Below are 20,320 nucleotides of genomic sequence, written 5' to 3' on the forward strand. Positions count from 1 at the left end.
TTTCCGATGCTGGCCTATTTCATCATTGGCGTCTCGCTTCTGATCGCTCTTATCGTCGGGAGCCAGAGCCTGGCAACGGCAGACCCTAAAAAGATCCTGAAGGGACTTCGGGTCGCCGGTGTTATCTTTTTTGCGCTTCTGGCAGGCTTCTTCGCCCTGACCGGACGATTTGCCTATGCAATGCCGCTCGCTCTCGCCGCCCTCTTTTTCCTCCGCAACAAGCCGCTCTTTGGCAGCAGTCATCCGTCCGAGGGACAGAAATCCGATGTCAAAACCGCCTGGCTTCGGGCCACGCTCAATCACGACAGCGGCGAGATGGATGCCACCATTCTGCAAGGGCAATTCAAGGACCGGGAGCTGTCCTCCCTAACCCGTGCGGAACTGGGCGAATTTCACCAGGAAGCAATCGGGGATGAGCAGACCATCGCCATTCTGGAAAGCTTTATCAGCCGGAAGTTCGGTGAGGACTCTTCTGAGGACAATACCAGCCAGTCGGAGGGAAGCCGCCGCACTAGTTCCGATAGCGGCCCCATGACCCGCAAGGAAGCGTTCGAGATACTGGAGCTTGAAAGTAACGCAACGGTTGCCGAGATAAAATCCGCGCATCGGCGGCTGATGAAAAAATTCCATCCCGATCACAACGGGTCGGACTATATGGCCGCCAAGCTGAACGAGGCAAAGGACCTGCTTTTAAAGACATAAGCCGGGCCGCATAAATCAATGCTTGCCTTTACAACCGGCGAAATGCCATAAATTTCAAACTAATAAACAGCGGATCAAATATATATGCTAAAAAAAGTTCGCAAAGCCGTGTTCCCCGTCGGGGGCCTCGGAACGAGATTTCTTCCGGCGACAAAGGCCATGCCGAAGGAAATGCTTCCCGTCGTTGACAAGCCCCTGATCCAGTACGCGGTGGAAGAAGCACGCGACGCGGGGATCGAAGAGTTCATATTTGTCACCGGCCGCGGAAAAACCATTATCGAGGATCATTTTGACCGCTCCTACGAGCTGGAAAGTGTACTGCAGGAGCGGCAGAAAGACAGCCTGCTTCAGGAACTGTATGCGAGCGTCCCGAAAGCCGGAACCATCGCTTATATTCGGCAGCAGGAACCCTTGGGGCTTGGCCATGCGGTCTGGTGCGCGAAAAGACTGGTGGGGGATGAGCCATTCGCCGTCATCCTTGCCGACGACCTGATCCTGGCAGACACGCCTTGCCTTGCCCAGATGACAGCGATGCGCGAGGAAAAAGGCGGCGGAAACATGCTGGCCGTTATGGAAGTTCCAAAGGAACATACCTCCCGCTACGGTATTCTGAGCCCGGGAAGGGAAACCGGAAATCTGGTCGAGATTAACGGGCTGGTCGAAAAGCCGGCACCGGATGCCGCCCCCTCCAACCTCGCGGTTATCGGCCGCTATATTCTGGAACCGGGCATATTTGACCTTCTCGAAAACCAGAGCCGCGGCGCCGGTAATGAAATCCAGCTGACGGATGCGCTTTCCTCCCTGCTGGGCGGCGATCCCTTTTATGGCCTGAAATTTGACGGCACCCGCTATGACTGCGGTGACAAGATCGGCTTTCTTGAAGCGAATATCGCCTTTGCCCTCAACCGCGATGACATGAAGGGCGACATGGGCGATATTGTCAAAAAAATTGCCAATAAGCTGTAGTATAGCTTCTCACGGCTGAACGGACGGAGACTTTGCCATGCGTATTGCTGTGATTGGAACAGGCTATGTCGGGCTGGTCTCGGGCACCTGCTTTTCGGAATTCGGTCACGATGTGATCTGCATCGACACGGATGAGACAAAAATCGCGCGCCTGAACAAGGGCGAGGTCCCGATCTTCGAGCCCGGCCTGCAGGCCATGATCGAGAAGAACTCCCGCTCCGGCTATCTGAAGTTCGGGACCGACCTCGAGACGGCTGTATCGAACGCCGATGCCGTTTTTATCGCTGTCGGCACACCAAGCCGGCGCGGCGATGGTCAGGCCGACCTGAGCTATGTTTACTCTGCGGCAACGGAGATCGCCGCCGCCCTGACCGGCTATACCGTCGTCGTCACCAAATCAACGGTTCCGGTTGGCACCGGACGGGAAGTTGCCCGCATCCTCCGTGAGGCGAACCCGGAGGCGGACTTCGATGTGGTCTCAAACCCTGAGTTTTTACGCGAAGGCGCCGCGATCGAGGATTTCATGCGCCCGGACCGCGTCATTGTCGGCACCTTGGAGCCCCGCGCGCAAGAAGTGATGTCGGCAATCTATCGTCCCCTCTCTCTTTTCCAGACACCGCTCGTCTTCACCAGCCTGGAAAGCGCCGAGCTCACCAAATATGCGGGGAATGCCTTTCTCGCGACGAAAATCACCTTTATCAATGAAATTGCCGATCTGTGCGAGAAAGTCGGCGCGGATGTCCATGATGTCGCCCGCGGCATCGGCCTTGACCGGCGCATCGGCGCCAAGTTCCTCCACCCCGGCCCGGGGTTTGGCGGCTCCTGCTTTCCCAAGGATACCCGGGCGCTGTTCGAAACGTCCATGGCCGCCGAGGCACCACTTCAGATTGTCGAAACCGTTATCGGGATTAACGAGAAACGCAAAAAGGCGATGGCTACCCGCGTTATCGATGCCTGCGATGGGTCCCTCACGGACAAGCGCATTGCCGTTCTCGGCCTCACTTTCAAGCCGAATACTGACGATATGCGGGAAAGCCCGAGCCTGGATATCCTGCCCGAACTGATCAGGAGGGGTGCGACGATCCGGGCCTATGATCCGGAAGGAATGAGCGAAGCACGAAAGCTGCTGGAGGAGGTCGAGTTTTGCGACAGCTCCTACGCGACGCTGGAAGAGGCCGATGCGCTTGTCCTGATTACGGAATGGAATGAATTTCGGGCACTGGACCTTGACCGGGTCAAATCCCTGATGAAGACGCCTGTCATCGTCGATTTACGGAATATTTATGATCCCCATGATATGACAGCCAAAGGGTTCGCCTATAGCAGTATCGGCCGGCCTCAATAGGTCACGCCATCGACTTCTGGAAAGCAATAATACAATGACCAAGCATGAGTTTAACCCGACAATCCTGCGTGAGTATGATATCCGCGGTATCATCGATGAGACACTCTTCGAGGCAGACGCCGAAGCCATTGGGCGCAGTCTGGGCACTCTGCTGAAACGGGACGGACATCAGAATGCTGCCGTCGGCTATGACGGGCGGACAACCTCCCCGAAACTGAAGGCCGCGCTCATCACGGGCCTGACCTCCACCGGGATAGACGTGTTTGATATCGGCATGGGTCCAACACCGATGCTTTACTATGCAACCTACGCCCTCAAAACCGGTGGCGGGATCATGATTACCGGATCCCATAATCCCCCGAGCCATAACGGCTTCAAGATGATGCTGGGCGGAAAATCATTCTATGGAAAACAGATTCAGGGCCTCGGCGCGCTGAGCGCGATGGGCCCGTTCGCGGAAGGCTCCGGCAAGGTCATCGACAAGCCGATCATGGAGGATTATGTCGCCCGCTTGTTGCAGGATTTCGTCCCGGGACAAGAGCTCTCCGTGGTCTGGGACTGCGGTAACGGTGTGACCGGCGAGGTGCTGCGGAAGATTGTCGCCAAGCTTCCCGGTCGTCATATGCTGCTCTATGAGGAAATCGACGGCAGTTTCCCGAACCATCACCCCGACCCCACAGTTGCCGAAAACCTGGAGGATTTGATCCGGGCGGTCAAAGGGGTGAATGCCGACCTCGGCATTGCCTTTGACGGCGATGGGGACCGGATCGGCGTTGTCGACGGGATCGGACGGATACTCTGGGGCGATCAACTACTCGCCATTCTGTCGCGGGAAGTTCTCGCCAATCATCCCGGAGCGCCGATAATTGCCGATGTAAAGGCAAGTCAAATTCTCTTCGATGAGGTGAAAAACCTTGGAGGAGAGCCGATCATGTGGCGCACGGGCCATTCCCTGATCAAATCGAAGATGCAGGAAGTCAACGCGCCTCTGGCAGGCGAGATGAGCGGCCATATTTTTTATAACGATCATTACTACGGCTATGACGATGCGCCCTATGTCGCCCTGCGCCTGCTCAATATTCTCGGCGCCAGTACCCAGAAGCTGGAACAGATGCGCGACGAACTGCCAGAGATGATCAATACGCCGGAACTGCGCTTCCCTTGCCCGGATGATGAGAAATTCCAGGCCGTCACGCGCATTCAGGAGGCTTTGGCTAAGGCCGGCGCGGATTACTCCGACATCGACGGTGTACGTGTCAATACAGACGACGGCTGGTGGCTGCTTCGTGCCTCCAACACCCAAGCGGTGCTGGTCGCCCGCTGCGAAGCAAAGGATGAGACGGGTCTCAGCCGCCTTAAATCCCAACTTCAACAGGCCCTGCTGGATGCGAAGGTCGACGCACCGACCTTCTAGCACCACATCCGGCGGTTATGCCGGGGCATAGAACGCCAGCTTGTGACCCTCAAGATCTCGGCAATAGGCGAACACGGACTGCCCAGAGCCCCGGGGACCGAGCGGGCCTTCGTCCTCGCAGCCCATCGATAATGCCTTGGCGTGCATTTTCCCGACCATCTCCGCATTTTCCAGAAGGATAGCCACCATGGTGCCGTTGCCGATCGTCGCCTCTTTCTGATCATAGGGCTTGATAACCGCCAGCATGGGCTGGCCGCGCGCAACGCTCCACATCCGCAGGCGGTCGTTCGACAGAACACGCTTCGCCCCTATCTCTGCGAGCAGCTCATCGTAAAATTCTGTCGCTTTATCAATATCGTTGGTTCCGAGAGTCACATAGCCGATCATTTACATTTCCTCTTTTCATGCCGTTCTTCATCGCGGCGATTGCGTTATGGCAAGAAGAGTTATCGCATCGAATTCGGGCTCTGGTCGAGTGAATTTTTATTTACCAGAAAAGTTGAATAGAGGTTCAGCACAAAAAAAGAGCCGGATCAACCGACCCGGCTCTTTCCAACCTTATACATCATAAAACTAATCCATACGCAACATGACGCTAAAACGCATGTATAGGTGGTAAGGGCCCTGCTCTAGCTTACTTTGCCTTTCTTGGGCTGCTTCACACCGATCCATGATTCTCCCGATGCCATGACACAGGTTGCGCCATTTGGCTGGGTCAAAACGATGGTCCAGGTTACGCCGTCCGGGCTTGAGAACACTTCAAGCATGCTACCGTTTGCAGCAAGTCCCGCAGCAACGGGTGCTTCCTCGAATTTGCCGCTCAAATGCTTGAGTAATGCCGTTCGCTCAAAACATACGCTTTGGGCTGATGCGTCTGTCACTTGGAATGAAACCACCGTGGCTGCGATAAAGAGCACTGCAAGTCCAAAAGAAATGACAGAGCGCATGCCGACAAAACGGGCAACTGAGTGCCTGGTATGGTCGAAAATGCTTAACATACGCTCCTCCTTTTCTGCGAGAACGCCCCGTCATGAACCCGGCGGGTAAATAAGGAGACCCATCGCTATGATGAAAAGCGTAAACAGCAAAGGTTAATTTTCGATTAGGCTTCAGGAAGAAAGGGCTGAATTGCGGGGCTGCGCCAAATGGCAGATGTCAGCGAAAGGAAAAAAATTTACTACTCCAGTCACTTACGCCGATCCGAAAGGCTAAGATTTTTTTAAAAAAATTCGCTGAAAAGTTGCCAGCCGATGCCCGTGGCCATGGATCCCGAGATACCGAGAGCGAGATAAAGGGCGAAAACCGGCTTCTTGACCAGCCCGTAAACCGCAATAGCCGCCGGAATGGAGGAGATACCCCCGGCGGTCATAAAGGCCATGGCGGCGCCCTGCGACATGCCAAGGTCGATCAGGCCGCCGACCAGCGGAATCGCCGCATAGCCGTTGAGATAGCTCGGTATGCCGATCAGCACTGCAAGCGGAATGGCAAGAAGGCTATCCTGCCCGACCAGCCCCTCGATCAAGCTGGTGGGGATATAGATGACCATCAGGCTCTCGATCAGGAACGCAAGTAGCAGCCAGCGACCGATCAGCCAGCCGTTTGAAGCGGCGGCGGACCGGAACTGGCTGACCCGCGCGGGCTCGCGCCAGAATTTCCATTGCACATCAACCGGACCGGTGAGCGAAATCTTCTTGCGGCAGCCGCTCAGCTCCCCCTTCAACGGATCGAGAACCCAGCCACGCTGCTGCAGCATATAGACGGAAAAGCCGGCAAACAGGCCAAGGAGCATGGCAATCACGGCTTTACCGCTGGCAAATCCAAAGCCGATGCCCACTGAAGTCAGAACGAAAATTTCCGGATCCATGATCGGCGACGCAATCCAGAAGGCCATCACCGGCGCGAGCGGCACGCCCGCCGCCAGCAACGACGCAACAAGCGGAATCACGCCGCAGGAGCAAAAGGGCGAGAGCGCCCCCACAAGAGACGCCGCGACAATCGCGGAAACGGGAGAGCCGGAAAAGGCCCGCGCAATCAGGTTATCGGCCCCTGTCGCGGAAAAATAGGCGGCAAGACCTATGGCGAGCGCGAAAAACGGCGCCATGCCTAGTACCGCGTCTGCGAAGAATGTAAGACTAACCGGCAGGTTCGCCGGATCGACAAGTGCCAGTAGCAGGATAATCGCGAGGCAGGCGAGAATAACCCGGTCGCTCAGCAGCGCCCAGAGGCGGGAGCGAGTATGTGTCAGACTTTGCAGGGCTTCATTCAAAGACATATCTATATTTCCAGACTTATCGAATTAAATAAGAAATAACATCCCGTGTCGCATAGTTCAAGAAATTATTTCGATAATTGCCGAAATAATAGATTCAGAAGAATCAGCTTTTCTCCGGGACCGGTTCGATATGCCTCAGGTCAACGCCCATACAGCATTTATCGGTCAGTAGCTCGACGAGCCCTTCGACCTTCTTGTAATTGACGAAACAGCGTAGCGTCCGGCTTTCGCGTTGCTGGCGAATCAGGCCGCCGCTGACCAGATGGGAAATATGATGGGAGAGTGTGGAGCCGGGAATATCGAGAAGCGCCTGTATTTCGCCGACCGACAGCCCCTCTTCCCCGGCCTGCACCAGAAACTGGACGATTCGCAGACGGATAGGATGGCCCAGCTTTGCGAGGGCGACGGCGGCTTCCTCAGTTTCCATCATTTCGGGCCTCTATTTTAAGCCCCTGACTAGAGCTTTTCGACTTTATCCTCAATGCCGGGCAGGTTCAGCGACTTGATCAGGTGGCGAAGTTCATGCCGCGCCGCTACATGGCTCATGGACATTTTCACGCCAACACCCTTTTTATTCAAGTCCAGCATCGTCAGCCCCTTCAGGAACAGCTCACGAAAGACGACACGCTCACCGAAGCCCGGTGCAGCGCGAAAGGAAATGCGGGACGCCAGCTTTTTCAGGATTTTCTCGATATGGCGCTTGTTATGGGCATCGGTATGGGACAGGCGGTTACGCATCACCACCCAATCGATCTTGTGATTGTCAATGAGAGCCCGGCGCTTGCGCTGCTCCCAGACCATTTCGCTATACCAGCTCGGCTTTTCCACCTCAAGGCTGGTTCCGTTGACCGTTGCCAACAGGTCGAGATCGATAAAGCTGTCGTTCATCGGCGTCAGGAGGGTATCCGCGAACGAATGACCAAGCTTGGAAATAAAGCTGTCCGCACCGGGGCAGTCAACGACGACAAAGTTGTTCTTGTAGACGAGATCCTGCAAGGCGGCGACGAACCGGGAGCGTTCATCCGACTGCGCCTCGTCCATATTCTTTTTCGGGCTCGGCTCGATCACCTTCAGCATCGGCATCGGAAGGGTCAGCTTTTTCTTGGCGATATAAGCTTCGCGATTCTCGATATATCGGCCCAGCGTTTTCTGCTTGCCGTCAAGGTCAATGGCGCCGACCTTGAAACCCATCGTCAACAGCGAAATAATGATATGCATAGCCGTTGTCGATTTGCCCGATCCGCCCTTGGCGTTCCCGACCACGATAATATGCGCGCGGGTTGGCTGTTCCTCTTCTTCCGGATTTTTTTCGTCCAAAGTCACCGTCACGTCTGACACGTTCATTCGCCCCCAGCAATTTTCACCGCCGCCACCTGGCCAACATCTATTCATGATGCCGTAGTTAAGTAAACCAGCCACCGGAACATGACAAGCATCATATGGGGTTCGAATTTACAAATCATTGACGGAATTCATTAATTCCAGTCTTTCATGTCAATTTAACCGGTTAATTATATATAAAATAGTGTTAAAATTCTGACCTGCGGATGAGATTCTGCCGGTTCGACTGGCGTTTCCTGAGTGAGGCGAAGGATTCGATTCTGACAGGGCGCGGGCTCGGGATAAGCCCACAATAATCAACCCTTTGTGAAACATGCTAAAACCTGCTACGGACAGCCATGGCAGTGGATGTGAAAAATATCGTCATTGGCGCAGGGGTCATCGGCCTCGCGATAGCGCGCACGCTGGCGACCCTTGGCCGGGACGTGCTGGTGCTGGAGAGCGCCGCGCATTTCGGCGACGGCACCTCGTCCCGCAACAGCGAGGTGATCCATGCGGGCATCTATTATCCGAAAGGCAGCCTGAAGGCGATTTACTGTGTCGAGGGCAAGCACCGGCTCTATGAGTACTGCAAAACACATCATGTCCCGCATCGCAATTGCGGCAAGCTGATCGTCGCCACCTCGCCGGAGGAGATTCCGACGCTCGAAGTACTTGCGGACAAGGCTGCGGCAAACGACGTCAGGGACATCACGTTCCTGTCCGGAGCAGAGGCCATAAAGATGGAACCGGCGCTTCACTGCACCGCCGCCCTCCTCTCCCCCTCGACCGGCATCATTGACAGTCATCAGCTGATGCTTGCCTATGTCGGGGAGATTGAAGACGGCGGCGGCGCCATCGCCTTTAACGCCCCGTTCGAGAGCGCGAAGAAAACGCCGGAAGGGTTTACGGTGGCCTCGGGCGGCACAACAGTCAGTTGCCGGAACCTGATCAACTCCGCCGGCCTGCAGGCACAGGAAGTCGCGGCACGGATAAGCGGCCTGGCGAAGGAATATATTCCGCCGCGCTACCTGACCAAGGGAAGCTATTTCACCATGACGGCGCCCTCGCCCTTCTCGCGGCTGATCTATCCTGTGCCGAACACTGCGAGCCTCGGCATTCACGTCACCCTCGATCTCGCCGGGCAGATCCGCTTCGGCCCCGATCAGGAATGGGTGGAGGAGATCGACTATGCGGTGAACCCGGACAGGGCCAAGGATTTTTATGCGGCAATCCGCCGCTACTTCCCGTCCCTCCCGGATAACTGCCTCATCCCGGCCTATTCCGGCATCCGTCCCAAGGTGCAGACGCCGGATGGGGAAGCCGCGGATTTCATGGTCATGGATGAGCGGGATCACGGCCTGCCCGGGCTAATTAATCTGTTCGGCATGGAAAGCCCCGGGCTGACGTCGAGCCTGGCGATCGGCACTGTTATCGCAGAGACCCTGCGCACCACAGACCGGCTATGAATCACCTGTTTTCCGGGAGAAATTCCCGGTTCTCCCCAGAGGCCCCTATTTTTTTGTTGCGCCGCAATAACCACCGCCGAAATTTTTAAATTCCTTTCGCCGATTTAGCGAAAGGAAGCTGCAAAGTTTGATATCAAACAAAATTGGGGTTGATTTTCCCTTCTTTTAGGAAAATATCACTATTAACATGCGAATTTTTTAATATATCGATTGAGGCAAGTTATGGGCGTTTTTTCTGCAAAGGAATTTGATAACCACGAGGGCGTGTCGTTTTTCCACGACGAAAAATCTGGACTGAAAGCGATTATCGCTGTTCATGATACGACCCTCGGACCGGCGCTCGGTGGGACCCGTATGTGGGATTATGCGACTGAAGAAGAAGCGGTCGACGACGTGTTGCGCCTATCCCGCGGCATGACCTACAAGTCTTCGCTGGCGGGGATTAATCTCGGCGGCGGGAAGTCCGTCCTTATCGGTAATTCCCTTACCGACAAGACCCCTGAACTGTTTGAGGCCTTCGGCCGCGCGGTCGATCAGTTGGGCGGAACTTATATTGCCGCCGAAGATGTCGGAACGACTGTCGCGGATCTTGAGATTGCCCGCCGTACCACACGTCATATTGCCGGTATCAGCGAAGGCAACAGCGGTGACCCCTCCCCGGCGACTGCCTATGGCGTTTTCTATGGCCTGCGGGCGGCGGTTGACTTCAAGGTCGGCAAAGGTGCGCTGAACGGCATCAAGATTGCGGTACAGGGCCTTGGCAATGTCGGCTACGGCCTCTGCAAATTGCTGAAGGATGCCGGGGCTGAGCTTGTGGTTGCCGACGTTCATGACGCGGCAGTGGAAAAGGCCGTGCAGAATCTCGGGGCAACCGCCGTCGGAGTCGATGAAATCTATGACCAGGCGGTGGATGTGTTCGCCCCTTGCGCCCTTGGCGCCATCCTCAATGACGACACGATTAGCCGTCTTAAGGTCAAGATCGTTGCGGGCTCCGCCAATAATCAGCTGGCAGAAGACCGCCATGCGTGCGCCCTGATGGACAAGGGCATTCTCTATGTGCCCGATTACGCGATCAACGCAGGCGGGATCATCGTCATCAGCCATGAAGGAGGACGCTTCAATCGCGAAAGGGCGATGTCCCACGTGCGCGGCATTTATGACACTTGCCAGAAAATCTTTATCCGCGCCACCCGCGAAAGGGTCACCACCGCAGAAGTCGCCGACAAGATCGCGATGGAACGGATTGAGAAAGTGCGGGAGGAAAAAGCGAAACTCGCGCTTGCCAGCTGACCTGTCGATCTTATGACCAGCGGTTATGGACCCAGAACCAGTGGTCCGGCCGCTCCGTTATCCAGGCTTCATATGTTTCGTTAATGGCTTTTAAAAGCGTATAGACATCCTGCGTCTTGTCGCCGGTATCCGCCCTGTCAATTGCCGGATAGATGGTGAGCCGACGCTTGCCGCTTGCCAGGCGTTCCGTCCGCATGGGATAGATTGGCACATCCATTTTACAGGCGATTTCCGCAACGGCCGGTGCCGTCATGGCCTCACGGCCGAAGAAGGGAACCGCCATGCCGCCGTTCAGCTTCTGGTCATTCAACAGGACAATCGCCCCGCCCGCCCGAGCGGCCTTCAGGATCGCGCGCGCGCCTTCGCGGCCCTTGGGCACGAATTTATAGTGTGGATCGGCGCGCATTTCCTGAAAGAAATCCTCAACAAGCGGATTGTTCGCGGCCCGGTAAATGCCGGTCGCCCGGGACCCCAACCGCTGCCCGACAAGCCCCACCAGCTCCCACGGACCATAATGCGCCGTCACAAAGAACGCCGCCTTGCCGCTTTCAAGATAGGCGTCCATATGCTCGCCGCCGATAATCTCGACCTCCTCCGGGTTTGCCATGATCGCCTTGTTGAACGGCAACTCGCCGACATTACGGCCAAGATTGTCCCACATATGCATCAGGGTATCCTCAATCTCCTCCGGACCAAGATCGGGAAGCGCCTGTTTTATGTTCGATCTGGCAAGAGAATGCACCTTCATACGCGGGCCAATCTTCCGGGCGAGCCAGCCGCCGAATGCCGCAGCACGTCGCAGACCCAGGCAACCGAAAATCCAGATGACAATGCGGACAGCAATCCATTCCAGACGATATTTGAGCGAGACGTCCTTCATACACGCGCGCCTTTCAGCACCGACAGCAGCTGTTTCTGAAACTCGGCGGGGGCTTCAAAATTCATTTCAACATCAAAGACACTGACCATCATTCGGGCATCCGTCGAGAGCCGCACATAGTCCTTTCGCGTCGTGACGAGAGCCGCATTATGCGCCGCCGCCGTCTCAACCATTTTCATGATTTCCTGTTTATTATAAACATGATGGTCTTCATAGCTAAAGCAACTTATGAGCCTGCATCCGGCCTGGCGAAGACTGTCAAAGAACTTTTCAGGACGACCAATCCCCGCGAAGGCAACGACCGCTTCCCCTGCAATCGCATCCGCATTCTGCTTCGGAAAGAGTCTGGAATTATAAACCGGTTTATTTTCCTTTAACCAGTTATATATCTCGCTATCCCGATTGCCCCCAACCAGCACGACGGCATCCGTCCTCTCCAGCCCGGAGGCGAGCGTTTCACGCAATGGTCCTGCCGGCAGCAGACGGCCATTCCCCACTCCGTATTCCGCATCCAGCACGAGCAGGGAAAGATCCTTGACGAGGGATAGGTTCTGAAATCCGTCATCCATGATAATGACATCCGCCCCGGCTTCAACAGCAGCCTTGGCACCAGCCACCCGGTCCTGCGCGACCCATGTGGTCGCCGTCGCGCTGAGGATCAGGGCCTCATCTCCGACATCGGCAAATTTATGGACATCCGGCACAACCCGCACCGGCCCCTTTAACTGCCCGCCATAGCCCCGGGTCAGGAAATGCGGCCGCTTTCCTTCCGCCAGGAAGAAGCGGGCGATTGCAATGGCAACCGGAGTCTTGCCCGCGCCCCCTGCCACGACATTCCCGACACAAATGACCGGCACCTCAACACGGTGACTTTTCTGGAACGAGCGGTGAAGACGGCTCACCCTGCCATAGGCCCAGGCGGCAGGCGCCAGTAGATAAGGCATGAGGCTTTTGCTGTTGCGCCGCCAGAAGTCAGGAGTTTTCATCCCGCCTCCGCGCCAGCAGCCCTTCAATCGCCGCCAGGGTCCGTGTCAGAGTCTCCTGCCCCGTCGCCACGACCTTTGCCGCCCTTGCCGCCATTTCGTCCCTCTCTGCCGGTTGCCCGACAAGATGCGCAACCGCCTCCGCGAGCGCCTCCGCATTGTCAACTTCCGTTGCGGCGTCAAAGTCTGAAAAGGCCGCCATCACATCGGCGAAGTTATCCATATGCGGCCCATGAAGCAAGGCGCAGTCAAGCCGCGCGGCCTCCAGCGGGTTCTGCCCGCCGTTTGGCACGAGGGATCCGCCGACAAAAACGATTTTGGACAATCGGTAAAATAGACCCAGTTCGCCGATGGTGTCCGCGACATAGATCGCCGTTTCATCCGTCATCTCTTCGCCGAGGGAGCGCCGCGCCGCCGTCAGCCCGGCCTCCGCAAACAGCGCGGCGATTTCCTCCCCCCGTTCCGGATGACGCGGCACGATGAGGGTGAGCATATCCGGCCAGCGCGCCGAAAGCTGCTGATGCGCCGCCAGTATATGTGCTTCCTCCCCACGGTGAGTGCTGGCCGCGAGCCAGAGAGGACGGTCGTTCACGGCTTTCTGCATTATCTCTAGCGCCTCCGTGTCGACCGGTAGCGGCTCGGCCGCGAATTTCAGGTTGCCAAGACATTCAACCGGGGAGGCCCCCAGTTGCCGCAGACGATCTGCCGACAGGTCCGATTGCGCCGAACAGAAATCGAAGTTCCGAAGAAGTTTGCGGGACAGGCCGAAGGACTTCCGCCAGACATCAAAAGACTTCTCCGTGATCCGTGCATTGACCATCATCATCGGAATATGCCGCTTGCCGCTTTGAATGATGAGGTTCGGCCAGATTTCCGATTCCATCCAGATCGCAAGATCGGGCCGCCAATGATCCAGGAAACGGCATACGGCCTGCTTCATATCGAGGGGGACATATTGGTGAAACGCCCCAGCGGGAAGGCGCGCCGTCATGATCTCCGCCGAGGTGCGCGTCCCTGTCGTTACCAGCACATGCCGCTCCGGCTCTTTCGCCAGCAGCCCGTCAATCAGGGCAAGGGCCGAGACAGATTCACCGACCGAGGCCGCGTGTATCCAGATCAACTGCCCCTCAGGGCGTGGCAGGCCGGAATGGCCCAGCCGCTCCCGGAACCTCTCCGGATCCTCCTTGCCAGAGGCCAGCCGTTTCTTCAGATGCCGCCTTAGTAGCGGCCCGCCCAGGAATAGAAGGCTGTTGTATAAAGCCAGCTGCATCAGCTCTCCGCCACCTTGCGGTGCGGCTTGACGGGCTTGTCTCGCGCTTCCGGTTCCACCGTGTCACGATTGCAGATAGCGTCCGCCCTCTGGGTAATCTCTGTCAGGCTGCTTTCGATGGCATCCCGGGCGATCATGAAGGCGTTGTTTTCATCCTGCCGCGGCACCTCGATCCCGTCCCCCCAGATGACGACGCCACGGCTGAACGGGGCCGCCAGGAAAAACCGGTCCCAGCTTCCGAGAACCTTGCCCCGTGTCGTCGAATAGCTGACCGGGTACACGGGAACGCCCGACAGTGCGGCCAGCCGGACAACGCCTTCCTGCGCCCGCATTCTGGGCCCACGCGGCCCGTCCGGCGTAATCACCGCGACATCCCCTTTTTTCAGGACTTTCAGCATCTGCTTGATGGCCGCCGCCGCGCCTTTGCTGGCGGACCCCCGGATGCTGTCCTGTCCCCAGTGCTTGATGGTGCGGGCGATAATCTCTCCGTCCCCGTGATGGGAGATCATGACATTGACCCGGGTCTGTTTCTGTACGGAAATCGGCATCATCAGCAGGCGGCCGTGCCAGAAGGCCAGAATGAACGGCTTTCCCTCCGTCATCAGCCGGTGCGGCGCCTCTCCGTTGATCACCTGCCAGCGGCTCGTCCGATAGACAAACCAGATATATCCCGCCGCCAGAAAGCTGATGACTGCCTTTGCGCCATCACTTTTCAGTATTTTCTTGATAACCGTCAAATATCTCAGCTTTCACCGGGTTTACTCCACGCACCGATATATCTTGCCCGCAGCGGCAATTCCAGCCTATTCACCAAAAATCGACTATTTTCCCAAACCGCCGATTGCCGCGCGCCCGATATCTCTTTACTCTGAAGGCAGCCCCTGTAAACGCCGCGAGAGCGGCCAGAACAACGAAGCCCGTGTCATGACGAACATTGCGCCTCCCGAAATTCACGCCACTGCCTGCCCTCACGACTGCCCGTCGACTTGCGCGCTTGAAGTCGAGAAATTGGGGGACCGGGAGATCGGACGCGTTCGCGGCGCCGAAGACAATACCTACACTGCCGGTGTCATCTGTGCGAAAGTCGCCCGCTATGCGGAGCGGACACATCATCCTGACAGGCTGATGCATCCAATGCGCCGCGCCGGGGCGAAAGGATCAGGGCAATGGCAGCAGATTTCCTGGGATGACGCCCTTGATGAAGTCGCCGAAGAATTCCTGAAGCGCGAAGCGGAATATGGCGCGGAAACTATCTGGCCTTATTATTACGCCGGAACCATGGGACTTGTGCAACGGGACGGTATCAACCGTCTTCGGCATGTGAAAAAATACTCCCGGCAGAAATCGACAATCTGCACAATGCTGGCATGGACCGGCTGGAATGTCGGGACCGGCGCCCTGTACGGCGCGGACCCCCGGGAAATGGCGAAATCGGACCTTATCGTCATCTGGGGCACCAATGCGGTTCATACCCAGATCAATGTGATGACCCATGTCACCCGCGCCCGCAAGGAACGGAACGCGAAGATTGTCGTCATCGACCCCTATCGCAACGCAACGGCAATCGCGGCGGATATACATCTTTGCCTTCGTCCCGGCACCGATGGCGCCCTTGCCTGCGCAGTCATGCATATCCTCTTTGCAGAAGGCATGGCGGACCGGGCCTATATGGAGAAATACACCAAGGGTGCAAGGGAGCTGGAAGAACATCTTAAAAGCCGGACACCGGAATGGGCCGCCGGGATTACGGGCCTGTCGGTTGAGGAGATTTATGACTTCGCCAGAGCTTACGGCCAGACGAAAAGAGCCTATCTCCGGCTCGGATACGGCTTCTCGCGGAGCCGCAACGGCTCAGTCAATATGCATGCGGCGAGCTGTCTCGCAGCAGTAAGCGGCGCCTGGCAATATGAAGGCGGTGGCGCCTTCCACAACAATGGCGCGATGTACCATTGGGACAAGACCCTGATCGAGGGGCTGGATGCCGTCGATCCCGCCGTCCGCATGCTCGACATGTCGCGCATCGGGCCGGTGCTGACAGGAGATAAACGGGACCTCGGCGATGGTCCGCCCGTGACCGGCCTGCTCATCCAGAACACCAACCCGATGGATGTGGCGCCGGATCTTGCCAAGGTCCATGCCGGTTTCGCGCGTGATGACTTGTTCGTCTGCGTCCATGAACAGTTCATGACCGAAACCGCCAAGATGGCGGATATCATCCTGCCGGCGACCACCTTTGTCGAACATGATGATTTCTATCAGGGCGGCGGACAGAACCATATCATGATGGGCGGCAAGGTCATTGAACCGCTCGGCGAATGCCGCTCAAATCACGCGGTGATCTGCGGTCTTGCGAAGCGTCTCGGCGCCAGGCACCGCGGCTTCGAGATGACGGAGATGGAAATCATTGACGAGACGCTGAAGAAATCCGGCTGGCCCGACGCCCGGCAACTCACCGCCAGCAAATGGCACGACTGCCAGCTTCCGTTTGAGGAGGCGCATTACCTGGGCGGTTTCGCCCATGCGGACAAAAGATTTCATTTCACACCGGACTGGTCGCGGATGGGACCGGATTTTGCGGAGATGCCCACCCTCCCCGATCATTGGGATGTGATTGACCAGACGGACGAGACCCATCCCTACAGGCTGGTCACCGCGCCGGCACGAAATTTCCTGAACTCAAGTTTTACGGCAACGCCAAGCTCGCTCAAACGGGAAAAGCGGCCAACGGTCAAAATGCACAGCCAGGATGCCGCCAAAATCGGAACCGAGGATGGCGCCATCGTGCGCCTTGGCAACAAACAGGGATCGCTTCTTCTCCATGCGGAAGTTTTTGACGGCGTTCAGCCCGGCACCGTGATTTCGGAGGGCGTCTGGCCCAGCAAGCATTTCATTGAAAAGATAGGGATCAATATCCTGATCAGTGCCGATGCCGCCAAACCCAATGGCGGCGCCGTCTTCCACGACACGGCCGTCTGGATTACCGCAGAAGAGTGATCCTAGATCAGACCGAGAGAGCGGAGCTCGGCCGCCATTTCCTCGGACAGCTCGCCTTCGCTGTCATCATCGTCCTTGCCTTCCTCGACAAGGTCGCGCAAATCACGCGGCGCGTCGGCCTCTTCAAGATAGCGCCAGCCCTGATGCGGACCTCGGGAAAACAGCTCGGTCTCTATCAGCTCGGATTCCAGCATGATGCCGCATTTCTCACCCTCATGATCGAACAAACGTTCCAGCCCGGTCACAACCTGACGCGCCGCGATATGGCCCTTGATGATCCAGTAAACCGAGCCGCCGTCAAGAAGTTCGACTTCCCGCGTCGGTCGCTGTTTCGTGACATGACAAAGCGGACCCGCAATCAGGCGGCGGGATTGATTGGAACGGAGTTGCTCAACCGAGGAGATTCCGACACTGACGATAAGTAAATGTACAGCCATAGCCTCAAGATACCCTGTTTCGCTGCTGTTTGTCCAGAAACCGCGCTTAATCCAGTTTTCCCTTGAGGGCCCTGGCGACGCTCGATACCGGCGGGCGGCCGAAGAAATCGGAGATGAACCAGGCTGTCTTGACGAGCTTCTTCAAATCGATACCGCTGTCGATCCCCATGCCGTCCAGCATATAGACCACATCCTCTGTCGCCACATTTCCGGTCGCACCCGGCGCATAGGGGCATCCGCCAAGTCCCGCGACGGAACTGTCGAGCCGGGCAACTCCCATCTCCAGCGCCGCCAGATAATTGGCGAGAGCCTGACCATAAGTATCATGAAAATGCACGCCGACGACCTCAAGCGGGATGACATTTGCCACCGCCTCGATTACCTGCTTCGTGCGGAGCGGTGTCCCGACACCAATGGTATCGCCGAGGGAAATTTCATAGGCCCCCATATCGTAAAGCTTCTTCGCCACATCCGCGACGGCGGCGGGGGCAATTTCTTCTCCTTCGAACGGGCTGCCGAGGGCGCAGGAGATGCTAGCGCGATACGGCATGCCAGCGGCGGTCGCGGCTTCCGTCACCGGCGCGAAGCGTTCCAGGCTCTCCGCGATGGAGCAATTTATATTCCTTTGATTGAACATCTCGGAGGCAGCGCTGAAAATCTCGATCTCATCCGCCCTCGAGGAGACGGCGCCATCATATCCCTTCATATTCGGGGTCAATACCGCATAGGTCACATCGTCCCGGCGGGAGAGTTTCGCCATGACATCGGCGGTGTCCGCCATTTGCGGCACCCATTTCGGGGAGACGAAGCTGCCGGTTTCAATAGAAGTGACCCCGGCATCGACGAGCCGCTCGATCAGCTCCACCTTGATATCCAAGGGCACCATCTGCTTTTCATTCTGCAGACCGTCCCGCGCGCCAACCTCAAATATCCGAACCGTCGAGGGAATAGACATCAAACCTCCTCACTTTCTTCCATACGAACGAGGACGGTGCCATCATCGACCTGATCCCCAACGTCGTGATAAATCTCGCCGACGACACCGTCCGCGAGGGCGGTCAGCGTATGCTCCATTTTCATTGCTTCCAGAACCACCAGCGGATCGCCCCGGCTAACGGTAGCGCCTGCCGTGGTAAAAATCTGGATAACCTTTCCAGGCATGGGCGCCGTAATGGCGCCAGCGCCGCTATCAACCGCCATATTATCGAAATCATCAACAACACGCAGGAATTCCACCTGACGGCCCTGATTTAGGACGGTGACCTTGGGCCCGTTCAAGACGATAGCGGCGGTAAACTTGTGCCCGCCGATATTCGCGTCCAAATTTCCATCGTCGGAAAGGTAGGCCGTCGCCTCAAACTCCGCCGATGGAAGCTTTACCCGGAAACCGCCATTTTGATAGATAACGTGAACGGCTATCTCTTCGTCATTTATATTAAATATGAAGTCATCATGACCTTCATCGTTGAGCCGCCAGGCCTCCATGCTGTCCCAAGGGGAGTATGGATCACTGGTCATACTCCGCAGGGCGGTATGATCCCGATTGCGTTCCAGCAGGATATGAAGGGCCGCAAGGACAATGTCCTGATCTGTCGGCTGGGCTTTGGCCGGGACGAGATCCTCCCGGAACCGTTCGATAAATCCGGTGTCGAGGTCCTTCGTGGCAAAGGCGGGATGGCTTGCAATCTTGCCAAGAAAATCAAGGTTCGTCGTCACGCCGGCAACCTGATAGTCATTCAGGGCCGCCGTCAGTTTCTGAAGCGCCTTGTCCCTGTCTTCATCCCAGACAATCAGCTTCGCAATCATCGGATCATAAAAAGGCGTGACGGTATCCCCTTCCCGGACGCCGGTATCGATCCGCACGGTTTCACTTGCCCGGGGCGGGCGCAGGCGCAGCAAATTGCCGGTTGCTGGCAGGAAATCATTGCTGGGATCTTCGGCGTAGAGCCGCACTTCGAAGGCATGGCCGGAGATCGACAAATCCTCCTGCGCGCAAGGGAGTTCGCTCCCCGCTGCAACCTTCAACTGCCATTCCACCAGATCCTGCCCCGTAATCATCTCGGTTACCGGATGCTCCACCTGGAGGCGGGTATTCATCTCCATGAAGTAGAAGGCATCTTCCTTCAGTCCGTCGGAAACATCAGCGATAAACTCGATCGTTCCCGCGCCGACATAGCCGATGGCTTTCGCGGCCGCGACTGCCGCCGCACCCATGGCGGCCCGCATGGCGCCAGGCATATCCGGCGCCGGTGCCTCTTCAATTACCTTCTGATGACGCCGCTGCAAGGAGCAATCCCGCTCGAACAAATGAACGGCATTTCCGTGGGAATCCGCGAACACCTGAATTTCGATATGCCGCGGCTTGGTGAGGAATTTTTCGATCAACACCCGCGCATCGCCAAAGGCCGATTGCCCTTCACGTTGGGCGGATGCCAGTGCCGCCGGAAATTCCTTTGCAGAATTCACACTGCGCATTCCCTTGCCGCCGCCACCGGCAACGGCCTTGATAAGGACCGGATAGCCAATTTTTTCGGCTTCCGCTGCCAGCATGTCCGGGTCCTGTCCCTCGCCATGATAGCCGGGCACCACCGGAACTCCGGCCTCCACCATCAAAGCCTTGGCCGCATCTTTCAGGCCCATCGCGCGGATTGCGTCAGCGGGCGGGCCGATAAAGACAACACCGGCCTTCGCGCATTTTTCCGCAAAACCGGCATTTTCAGAGAGGAACCCGTAGCCGGGATGGATTGCTTCCGCCCCCGTCTGCCGCGCCACATCCAGAATCTTATCCGCTTTCAGATAGCTTTCCGAGACTTCAGCCGGACCGATCAGGACGGCTTCATCCGCCATCTCGACATGGCGCGCGCCACTGTCCGCTTCAGAATAAACAGCCACCGTCTTGATCCCGAGACGGGCCGCTGTTTCCATGACCCGGCAGGCAATTTCACCCCGGTTTGCGATAAGGATTTTTTTAAACACGG

The 20,320-nt window shown here is 57.0% G+C and carries 19 protein-coding genes; 7 read left to right on the forward strand and 12 right to left on the reverse strand.

The features are described 5' to 3' along the window. Positions 1–6: 6 nt before the first annotated feature. From AAC599_RS09895 to AAC599_RS09910, 4 genes are all read left to right on the forward strand, one after another. Positions 7–702, forward strand: coding sequence for a DnaJ domain-containing protein (locus AAC599_RS09895; RefSeq protein ID WP_340150238.1), 696 nt, complete (start codon positions 7–9; stop codon positions 700–702). Positions 703–786: 84 nt separating this feature from the next. After that, positions 787–1,668 (forward strand): UTP--glucose-1-phosphate uridylyltransferase GalU, encoded by an 882-nt coding sequence (gene galU / locus AAC599_RS09900; RefSeq protein WP_340150239.1) that lies wholly within the window; start codon positions 787–789, stop codon positions 1,666–1,668. Positions 1,669–1,705: 37 nt separating this feature from the next. Next, positions 1,706–3,013: a UDP-glucose/GDP-mannose dehydrogenase family protein gene (locus AAC599_RS09905; RefSeq protein WP_340150240.1), complete on the forward strand. Its 1,308-nt coding sequence runs from the start codon at positions 1,706–1,708 to the stop codon at positions 3,011–3,013. 34 nt (positions 3,014–3,047) lie between these two features. Continuing rightward, the gene (locus AAC599_RS09910) at positions 3,048–4,427 is read left to right on the forward strand and encodes a phosphomannomutase/phosphoglucomutase (RefSeq protein WP_340150241.1); all 1,380 of its coding nucleotides are present in this window, start codon (positions 3,048–3,050) and stop codon (positions 4,425–4,427) included. A gap of 15 nt (positions 4,428–4,442) precedes the next feature. Here AAC599_RS09910 and AAC599_RS09915 read toward each other — a convergent pair whose 3' ends face one another. From AAC599_RS09915 to AAC599_RS09935, 5 genes are all read right to left on the reverse strand, one after another. Continuing rightward, positions 4,443–4,814: a VOC family protein gene (locus AAC599_RS09915; RefSeq protein WP_340150242.1), complete on the reverse strand. Its 372-nt coding sequence runs from the start codon at positions 4,812–4,814 to the stop codon at positions 4,443–4,445. 242 nt (positions 4,815–5,056) lie between these two features. Then, positions 5,057–5,425 (reverse strand): hypothetical protein, encoded by a 369-nt coding sequence (locus AAC599_RS09920; protein ID WP_293962618.1) that lies wholly within the window; start codon positions 5,423–5,425, stop codon positions 5,057–5,059. A gap of 221 nt (positions 5,426–5,646) precedes the next feature. Next, positions 5,647–6,699 carry a permease gene (locus tag AAC599_RS09925; RefSeq protein WP_340150243.1) on the reverse strand — a complete coding sequence of 351 codons (1,053 nt, stop codon included), beginning with the start codon at positions 6,697–6,699 and terminating at the stop codon, positions 5,647–5,649. A 103-nt stretch (positions 6,700–6,802) separates the two neighbouring features. After that, positions 6,803–7,129: a metalloregulator ArsR/SmtB family transcription factor gene (locus AAC599_RS09930; RefSeq protein ID WP_340150244.1), complete on the reverse strand. Its 327-nt coding sequence runs from the start codon at positions 7,127–7,129 to the stop codon at positions 6,803–6,805. Positions 7,130–7,155: 26 nt separating this feature from the next. Next, entirely contained in the window at positions 7,156–8,043 is an 888-nt protein-coding gene (locus AAC599_RS09935; RefSeq protein ID WP_340150245.1) for a division plane positioning ATPase MipZ, read from the reverse strand. A gap of 335 nt (positions 8,044–8,378) precedes the next feature. On the opposite strand from AAC599_RS09935, the gene AAC599_RS09940 reads away from it, so the two are divergent. Together AAC599_RS09940 and AAC599_RS09945 are read left to right on the forward strand one after the other, a co-directional pair. Continuing rightward, positions 8,379–9,488 carry an NAD(P)/FAD-dependent oxidoreductase gene (locus AAC599_RS09940; RefSeq protein ID WP_340150246.1) on the forward strand — a complete coding sequence of 370 codons (1,110 nt, stop codon included), beginning with the start codon at positions 8,379–8,381 and terminating at the stop codon, positions 9,486–9,488. A 222-nt stretch (positions 9,489–9,710) separates the two neighbouring features. After that, the gene (locus AAC599_RS09945; RefSeq protein ID WP_340150247.1) at positions 9,711–10,778 is read left to right on the forward strand and encodes a Glu/Leu/Phe/Val dehydrogenase; all 1,068 of its coding nucleotides are present in this window, start codon (positions 9,711–9,713) and stop codon (positions 10,776–10,778) included. A gap of 10 nt (positions 10,779–10,788) precedes the next feature. On the opposite strand, the gene AAC599_RS09950 is transcribed toward AAC599_RS09945, so the two are convergent. From AAC599_RS09950 to AAC599_RS09965, 4 genes are read right to left on the reverse strand one after another with little or no spacing between them, the layout of a single operon-like run. Then, positions 10,789–11,658 carry a lysophospholipid acyltransferase family protein gene (locus AAC599_RS09950; protein WP_340150248.1) on the reverse strand — a complete coding sequence of 290 codons (870 nt, stop codon included), beginning with the start codon at positions 11,656–11,658 and terminating at the stop codon, positions 10,789–10,791. Continuing rightward, positions 11,655–12,644, reverse strand: coding sequence for a tetraacyldisaccharide 4'-kinase (gene lpxK, locus AAC599_RS09955; protein ID WP_340150249.1), 990 nt, complete (start codon positions 12,642–12,644; stop codon positions 11,655–11,657). The genes AAC599_RS09950 and lpxK overlap by 4 nt, the downstream gene beginning before the upstream one ends. Continuing rightward, positions 12,631–13,911: a 3-deoxy-D-manno-octulosonic acid transferase gene (locus AAC599_RS09960; RefSeq protein ID WP_340150250.1), complete on the reverse strand. Its 1,281-nt coding sequence runs from the start codon at positions 13,909–13,911 to the stop codon at positions 12,631–12,633. The genes lpxK and AAC599_RS09960 overlap by 14 nt, the downstream gene beginning before the upstream one ends. After that, positions 13,911–14,648, reverse strand: a complete 738-nt coding sequence (locus AAC599_RS09965) for a lysophospholipid acyltransferase family protein (RefSeq protein ID WP_340150251.1) — start codon at positions 14,646–14,648, stop codon at positions 13,911–13,913. The genes AAC599_RS09960 and AAC599_RS09965 overlap by 1 nt, the downstream gene beginning before the upstream one ends. 187 nt (positions 14,649–14,835) lie before the next feature. Between AAC599_RS09965 and AAC599_RS09970 the strand changes: the two genes are divergently transcribed. Then, positions 14,836–16,905: a molybdopterin oxidoreductase family protein gene (locus AAC599_RS09970; RefSeq protein WP_340150252.1), complete on the forward strand. Its 2,070-nt coding sequence runs from the start codon at positions 14,836–14,838 to the stop codon at positions 16,903–16,905. Between the two features lie 2 nt (positions 16,906–16,907). Here the strand turns inward: AAC599_RS09970 and AAC599_RS09975 are convergent, their stop codons facing one another. From AAC599_RS09975 to AAC599_RS09985, 3 genes are read right to left on the reverse strand one after another with little or no spacing between them, the layout of a single operon-like run. Further along, positions 16,908–17,342 carry a DUF1489 domain-containing protein gene (locus AAC599_RS09975; RefSeq protein WP_340150253.1) on the reverse strand — a complete coding sequence of 145 codons (435 nt, stop codon included), beginning with the start codon at positions 17,340–17,342 and terminating at the stop codon, positions 16,908–16,910. A 46-nt stretch (positions 17,343–17,388) separates the two neighbouring features. Beyond that, on the reverse strand, positions 17,389–18,297 hold the full coding sequence (locus tag AAC599_RS09980; protein WP_340150254.1) for a hydroxymethylglutaryl-CoA lyase: 909 nt from the start codon (positions 18,295–18,297) through the stop codon (positions 17,389–17,391). After that, positions 18,297–20,318, reverse strand: a complete 2,022-nt coding sequence (locus AAC599_RS09985) for an acetyl/propionyl/methylcrotonyl-CoA carboxylase subunit alpha (protein WP_340150255.1) — start codon at positions 20,316–20,318, stop codon at positions 18,297–18,299. Before AAC599_RS09985 ends, AAC599_RS09980 begins: the two co-directional genes overlap by 1 nt. Positions 20,319–20,320: the final 2 nt, after the last annotated feature.

Origin of the sequence: uncultured Sneathiella sp., assembly GCF_963976355.1 — a bacterium.
Taxonomy (GTDB): domain Bacteria; phylum Pseudomonadota; class Alphaproteobacteria; order Sneathiellales; family Sneathiellaceae; genus Sneathiella.